Source organism: Stenotrophomonas sp. STEN013 (assembly GCF_056760355.1).
Genome location: NZ_JBRREO010000009.1, coordinates 65191 through 71462 on the forward strand (window position 1 = coordinate 65191; position 6272 = coordinate 71462).

The following is a 6272-nucleotide window of genomic DNA, read 5'->3' on the forward strand; positions in this document are numbered from 1 at the left end:
GCATCAACCGCCGACGCTGCTGCGGCCGCCGCTGCGCGTGCCGAAGCCGCCACGGCTGGCGGTCACCGCGCGGTTCGGGGTCGCCGTGACCGGGGCCAGACCGGCCTTGCCGGCACCGATGCCGCTGGCGGTGTTCAGGCCGCCGCTGCCGCCCGGTGCGGGCTTGGCCCAGCCATTGGCCTTGTCCTTGAAGGCGGGCTGCGCGGCCGGGGGGGCGGCCACCGCGCCGCGGCCGCTGTTGAGCATCTGCGACATGAAAAAGCCCATCATCATCGGCCCGATGAACGAGGTGCCGGCGCTGGTGGTCTGCTGCACGCACTGCTCGGCCGGGTATTCCTTGGCACACTCGGCCTGGCTTGCGTACTTGGGCGCGGCGTCGGCCGCCTGCTGCTGCGCGGCGGCAAACGCCGTGCGGCACGCGGACGGATCACCGGTCGCTTCACCGCAGGCCTCCACCGAGGTGTACAGCCCTTCCTGCACCTGCACGGCTTCCTCCTTCTGGCAGGCGGTAAACAGCAGCGGCGCGGCGCTCATCAGCAGCAGTGCGGTGGTCCTGGATCGCTTCATCGTCGATTCCCCGTGAAAGTCGTTTCCGAATGATGCCCGATCCGGCGCATCGGGCGGAAATCGGCAGCGCGATCAAACTGAATCGGCTTTCAGTTGCAGGCACGCAGACAGCGGCGCGATGGTTGCAGCTGCAACCGGGTTTTTTATGCAGAATCAATGGCCAAGGTGCCGTTGCGCCCGTTGTCGCGTTCGCTATCCCATGCCCGAATACCGTTCGAAAACCTCCACCGCCGGCCGCAACATGGCCGGCGCCCGCGCCCTGTGGCGCGCCACCGGCATGACCGATGGCGATTTCCACAAGCCGATCATCGCGGTGGTCAACTCCTTCACCCAGTTCGTGCCCGGCCACGTGCACCTGAAGGACCTGGGCCAGCTGGTCGCGCGCGAGATCCAGGCCGCCGGCGGCGTGGCCAAGGAATTCAATACCATCGCCGTGGATGACGGTATCGCGATGGGCCACGACGGCATGCTGTATTCGCTGCCCAGCCGCGAGATCATCGCCGACTCGGTCGAGTACATGGCCAACGCGCACTGCGCCGATGCGCTGGTGTGCATCTCCAACTGCGACAAGATCACCCCCGGCATGCTGATGGCCGCGCTGCGCCTGAACATCCCGGTGGTGTTCGTTTCCGGCGGGCCGATGGAAGCGGGCAAGACCAAGCTGGCCGACCACAAGCTGGACCTGATCGACGCGATGGTCGCCGCCGGTGACGCCTCGATCAGCGACGAGGAAGTGGCCGCGATCGAACGCAGCGCCTGCCCCACCTGCGGCTCGTGCTCGGGCATGTTCACCGCCAACTCGATGAACTGCCTGACCGAAGCGCTGGGCCTGTCGCTGCCGGGCAACGGCACCGTGGTGGCCACCCACAGTGATCGCGAGGGCCTGTTCAAGCGCGCCGGCCGGCTGATCGTCGAACTGTGCCACCGCTGGTATGGCGGCGAAGAGGCCAGCGTGCTGCCGCGCGGCATCGCCACCTTCGAGGCGTTCGAGAACGCGATGACCCTGGATATCGCCATGGGCGGTTCCACCAACACCATCCTGCATCTGCTGGCCGCCGCGCAGGAGGCCGGAGTCGCCTTCGACCAGCGCGACATCGACCGCCTGTCACGGCGCGTGCCGCAGCTGTGCAAGGTCGCGCCGAACTCGCCCAAGTACCACATCGAGGACGTGCACCGTGCCGGCGGCATCATGGCCATCCTCGGCGAACTGGCGCGCGGCGGCCTGCTGCACACCGAGGTGCCGACCGTGCATGCGCGCACCCTGGGCGAGGCGATCGCCCGCTGGGACATCAGCCAGACCAGCGACCAGACCGTGCACCAGTTCTACAAGGCCGGCCCGGCCGGTATTCCGACGCAGGTGGCCTTCAGCCAGTCCACGCGCTGGCCGTCGCTGGATACCGACCGCGCCAACGGCTGCATCCGCAGCGTCGCCCATGCGTTCTCCACCGAAGGCGGGCTGGCGGTGCTGTACGGCAACCTCGCCGTCGACGGCTGCGTGGTCAAGACCGCCGGCGTGGACGAATCCATCCACGTGTTCGAAGGCAATGCCCGCGTCTATGAAAGCCAGGACGCGGCGGTCAAGGGCATCCTCGGCGACGAGGTGCAGGCCGGCGATGTGGTGGTGATCCGCTACGAAGGCCCGAAGGGCGGCCCGGGCATGCAGGAGATGCTGTATCCCACCAGCTACCTCAAATCCAAAGGGCTGGGCAAAGCCTGCGCGCTGCTCACCGACGGCCGTTTCTCCGGCGGCACCTCGGGGCTGTCCATCGGCCACTGCTCGCCGGAAGCCGCGGCCGGCGGCGCCATCGGTCTGGTCCGCGACGGCGACCGCATCCGCATCGACATCCCGCAGCGCGGTATCACCCTGCTGGTGGACGAGGCCGAACTGGCGCGACGCCGCGCCGAACAGGACGCCCGCGGCTGGAAGCCGGCCGAGGCCCGTCCGCGCAAGGTCAGCAGCGCCCTCAAAGCCTATGCCCTGCTGGCCACCAGCGCCGACAAGGGCGCGGTGCGCGACACCGCCCTGCTCGACGGCTGAGCGGCTCACTCCGCCGGGGGCGACAACGCTCCCGGCAACCGGTCCAACGGGCTGAGCAGACCACCCGCACCGCGTCCCAGCACATGCGTATAGATCTGCGTGGTCGCCACGTCCTTGTGCCCGAGCAGTTCCTGCACCGTGCGGATATCGTGCCCGGCCTCGAGCAGATGGGTGGCGAAGGAATGCCGCAATGTGTGCGCCGACACCGGCTTGTCGATGCCCACCTGGATGCGCGCATTCTTGATGGCACGTGACAGCACCGCGTCATCCACATGATGGCGCCGCTGCACGCCATCGCGCGGATCAACACTGATGCGCTCGGCCGGAAGCACGTACTGCCAGCCGAACTCGCGATCCGCATTCGGATACTTTCGCTTCAGCGCATAGGGCAGCCACACCGCCCCCTGCCCGGCGAGCAGGTCATGTTGGTGCAGCAGACGCGCCCGCTCCATTTCCTTGCGCAGCGATTCCAGCAGGCTGCGCGGCAACACCGTACGCCTGTCCTTGCCGCCTTTGCCATCACGGATCAGGATTTCCATGCGTGACAGGTCCACGTCCTGTACCCGCAGGCGCAGGCATTCCATCAAGCGCATACCGGTGCCATACAGCAGACTGGCCAGCAACCACGGGCGGCCGTCCATCGCCAGCAACAGGCGCTGCACTTCCTGCGGCGACAACACCGTCGGCAAGCGCTTGGGCCGCTTGGCGCGTACCACGCCCTCCATCCACGGCAACTGCGTGCCCAGCACTTCGCGGTAGAGAAACAGCAATGCCGACAACGCCTGGTTCTGCGTGCTGGCGCTGACCTTGCACTTCACCGCCAACATCGACAGAAACGCCGCCACCTGCTCGCCGGCCATCTCGCGTGGATGGGTCATGCGATGGAAACGGATATAGCGCACGATCCAGCCGACATAGGCCTTTTCCGTGCGCAGGCTGTAATGCTTCAGGCGCAGGTGCCGGCGCACCTCATCCAGCAACCTGGGCTTGCCTGCCGTTGACGCTGCGGCGGCGGGATGAGCCGCGATTGGCGGCAGCAGGCGTGGCCCGATCCCCCCGCGCTTCACGGCCGCCTTGCGGTGCGGTGATTTCCCCGAAGTCCCACCGGCATTCCCCACCCCGCCGGTGTCTGCTGCACGCCGCTGATATCCCTCGTTTCCGGGTGGATATGACATATCGCTTCGCTCCCGCTGATATGCACCCCAGTCTGGGGAAGCATCAAGAACGGGGAAATGAGATAAGTAATTGACTCAACGTAGGATTTCCCCGTTGACAGCCAACCAGCCCAGCCCGAGTATGCCGGCATATCCCCGTTTTCGGGGTCTACTTAGAGTTAGGTGCCAATGGCTAGTTACTCGCAGCCGCAGGTTCTAAAGAAGTGGGTTCGCGACGTTCCGGGCGGAGAGCTGTACGAGCTCTTCGTACGGGACGACCGCACCGTTTGGATGGCTACCGGTCGGTTCGCACACTCCAGCGGAGCTACGCACTGTTCGTGGGAGCAGTTCTTAGCTGGCCAACTAGACTCGGTAGCGGCGCATGGAGTCGGCTCCGAGGCACTTGCCGCGGCCAAGCAGTTCGTCGGGACGTTCATCCCGCAGGTGAGCTAGATTGGCACCTAACAATTCGTCCAAGCCGACGCCGCTTCGCGGCGCGGCTTAACTCAGGTGTTAGGCGGCTCTGATGATTTCTGCGCAACTAGTACGCAAAGCAGCTTGGTCGTCGTTAGCCGCAAGCCTTGCCGTTTTCATTGTCGGTTTCTGGCTGCGTAGGGCGTTCCTCTGCCAGCCCTACGGCTCAAATGCATTTGCTATCAGCCTCTTCTTCTGTGCCACAGCCTCCCTGTTCTTCGCCGCTCTAGCATTCCAGCATCACTCTGTCCGCATCGCCGGCGGCGCTTTGGCTGTGGCCCTGCTTGGGGTCATCATGTTTGTGTCAAGCGTTGGGCTTGCCATCTCGGGCTGCTCAGGTGTCTGAGTCGCCTAACAATTCATTCAAGCCGACGCCGCTTCGCGGCGCGGCTTAACTAAGGCGTTAGGCATCAGAAGGAGAGTTATCTGTGCTGAAAGGGATTGTGTTTTTTGTTCTGGGCATCCTCATAGGGGGCGCGGCCTCATGGGCAACTATCAAATCAAAGTGGGATGAGGATCAGAGGTTTCGAATCACCTCCTATCGAGAAATTAATGACAAGTACAACGCGCTTTCTGCGGAGATTAGCGCGAGATCAAAAAGAGACGAGTCCATCGCCAACAGTAGCTACGACAGGAGAGCAATTAAGTCCTGCATGCTTAACTCTACAATTCGCAGCCAAGCAATTGAGATGCATCTTGCCAGCCGCATGATGAGCGATGTAGAAAAAAGCTTGTTCCAGCCACTGCTTCCCGTAGCTCTGAACTCAAGAGATAAGAGCTATCAATCTCGCAGGCTCGACCTTGCGCAAGAAGCAATCAAGCTTGATGACGAATGCCTTGACCAAGCTAGAATTCGGTACAACGATTGATAGCAGAGGCATAAACTGATGCCTAACAATTCATTCAAGCCGACGCCGCTTCGCGGCGCGGCTTAATTCAGGCGTTAGGCCGTGGTGGAACAAAACCTTCAGGTGGTTTCCGCTTCGGCAGTTTCCCAGTGCCACATGGCCGCGGCTTCGGCCGCACCGCGCTTCAAGGTTCACTGGGCAAGCCCCGCCCCGCAGTCTGTGGCAAGCTCGGCAAAAGGTGGCAGTGCTGGGGAGCACGGTTGCAGCATCAAACCGTTCTGGCCACTCACTGCCTAACAAGTCATCCAAGCCGACGTTGCTTCGCAACGCGGCTTAATTCTGGCGTTAGGGCGCATGAGATACGACGTCGCGATTGAAAGCTTCAAGAAGCTCGCCGCTGAGGTGGTTGCCGAGCTTGAAGATGCGATCGCGTCCGGCGATCAGCGCTACTACAACGCGGACATCGCCCTTAGGAACGTCAGCGAATGGCTGCGCCGGGCCAATGACGGCACCCTTGCTGGCTCTTACCGCCCCGCCTTTGGCATCGGCAAGTCAGACCTCATGTTTGGCCCAGTGGAAGACCGCATGTATGAGCTCGAACGTCTCTATGCAGACCACATTGTTGATGCCCCTCGGCACGCGCCCTAACAATTCGTCCAAGCCGACGCCGCTTCGCGGCGCGGCTTAACTCAGGCGTTAGGCCCCGATGGAAGCTACAAGAGTATTGGACACAGAGATCGCAGCCCTTTCGTCGAAATTCCCTCGCCTACCCTTGGAATACTTTGAGTATCTTCGGACAGTTGGGTGGGGAGAGACTGCGAAAGGCCGAATGATCTATAGCGGTCCAGTCGCGCCTCAAGACATCCTTGGCGATGACTTCCACCGCACTGATATCGTTCTGCTGGGAGATGATCTTGCTGGCTACTGCTTTGGCTACGACTTCACCGCATCAGCCTATGGTGAGCTCAGCCCCAACGGCAACTGGCAACCATGGCCGCCTGGCAAAGGGTTCGGACTATATGTCGGGGCCTAACAGTTCATTCAAGCCGAACCCGCTTCGCGGGCCGGCTTAATTCTGGCGTTAGGCGGCTCTGATGATTTCTGCGCAACTAGTACGCAAAGCAGCTTGGTCGTCGTTAGCCGCAAGCCTTGCCGTTTTCATTGTCGGTTTCTGGCTGCGTAGGGCGTTCC

Annotated in this window: 6 protein-coding genes; 4 read left to right on the top strand and 2 right to left on the bottom strand. The window is 62.9% G+C overall.

What is annotated here, in order from left to right:
• Nucleotides 1–3: 3 nt before the first annotated feature.
• On the bottom strand, nucleotides 4–567 hold the full coding sequence (locus ACVOMH_RS14395) for a DUF1190 domain-containing protein (protein WP_057506550.1): 564 nt from the start codon (nucleotides 565–567) through the stop codon (nucleotides 4–6).
• A 199-nt stretch (nucleotides 568–766) separates the two neighbouring features.
• Here ACVOMH_RS14395 and ilvD point away from each other — a divergent pair, with 199 nt between their 5' ends.
• Entirely contained in the window at nucleotides 767–2605 is a 1839-nt protein-coding gene (gene ilvD, locus ACVOMH_RS14400) for a dihydroxy-acid dehydratase (protein ID WP_481552408.1), read from the top strand.
• A 5-nt stretch (nucleotides 2606–2610) separates the two neighbouring features.
• Here ilvD and ACVOMH_RS14405 read toward each other — a convergent pair whose 3' ends face one another.
• Nucleotides 2611–3573 carry an integron integrase gene (locus ACVOMH_RS14405; RefSeq protein WP_481552409.1) on the bottom strand — a complete coding sequence of 321 codons (963 nt, stop codon included), beginning with the start codon at nucleotides 3571–3573 and terminating at the stop codon, nucleotides 2611–2613.
• Nucleotides 3574–4285: 712 nt separating this feature from the next.
• Between ACVOMH_RS14405 and ACVOMH_RS14410 the strand changes: the two genes are divergently transcribed.
• The 3 genes from ACVOMH_RS14410 (at nucleotide 4286) to ACVOMH_RS14420 (ending at nucleotide 5729) form a co-directional block, all read left to right on the top strand.
• Nucleotides 4286–4579, top strand: coding sequence for a hypothetical protein (locus ACVOMH_RS14410; RefSeq protein ID WP_481552410.1), 294 nt, complete (start codon nucleotides 4286–4288; stop codon nucleotides 4577–4579).
• Nucleotides 4580–4661: 82 nt separating this feature from the next.
• On the top strand, nucleotides 4662–5102 hold the full coding sequence (locus ACVOMH_RS14415) for a hypothetical protein (RefSeq protein ID WP_481552411.1): 441 nt from the start codon (nucleotides 4662–4664) through the stop codon (nucleotides 5100–5102).
• A 333-nt stretch (nucleotides 5103–5435) separates the two neighbouring features.
• Nucleotides 5436–5729 carry a hypothetical protein gene (locus ACVOMH_RS14420; protein WP_481552412.1) on the top strand — a complete coding sequence of 98 codons (294 nt, stop codon included), beginning with the start codon at nucleotides 5436–5438 and terminating at the stop codon, nucleotides 5727–5729.
• The last annotated feature ends 543 nt before the right edge of the window (nucleotides 5730–6272 follow it).

Coding starts and splice junctions, on each gene's coding strand:
- ACVOMH_RS14410 (WP_481552410.1), top strand. CDS start 4,286: ATGATTTCTGCGCAACTAGTACGCAAAGCAGCTTGGTCGTCGTTAGCC.
- ACVOMH_RS14420 (WP_481552412.1), top strand. CDS start 5,436: ATGAGATACGACGTCGCGATTGAAAGCTTCAAGAAGCTCGCCGCTGAG.
- ilvD (WP_481552408.1), top strand. CDS start 767: ATGCCCGAATACCGTTCGAAAACCTCCACCGCCGGCCGCAACATGGCC.
- ACVOMH_RS14395 (WP_057506550.1), bottom strand. CDS start 567: ATGAAGCGATCCAGGACCACCGCACTGCTGCTGATGAGCGCCGCGCCG.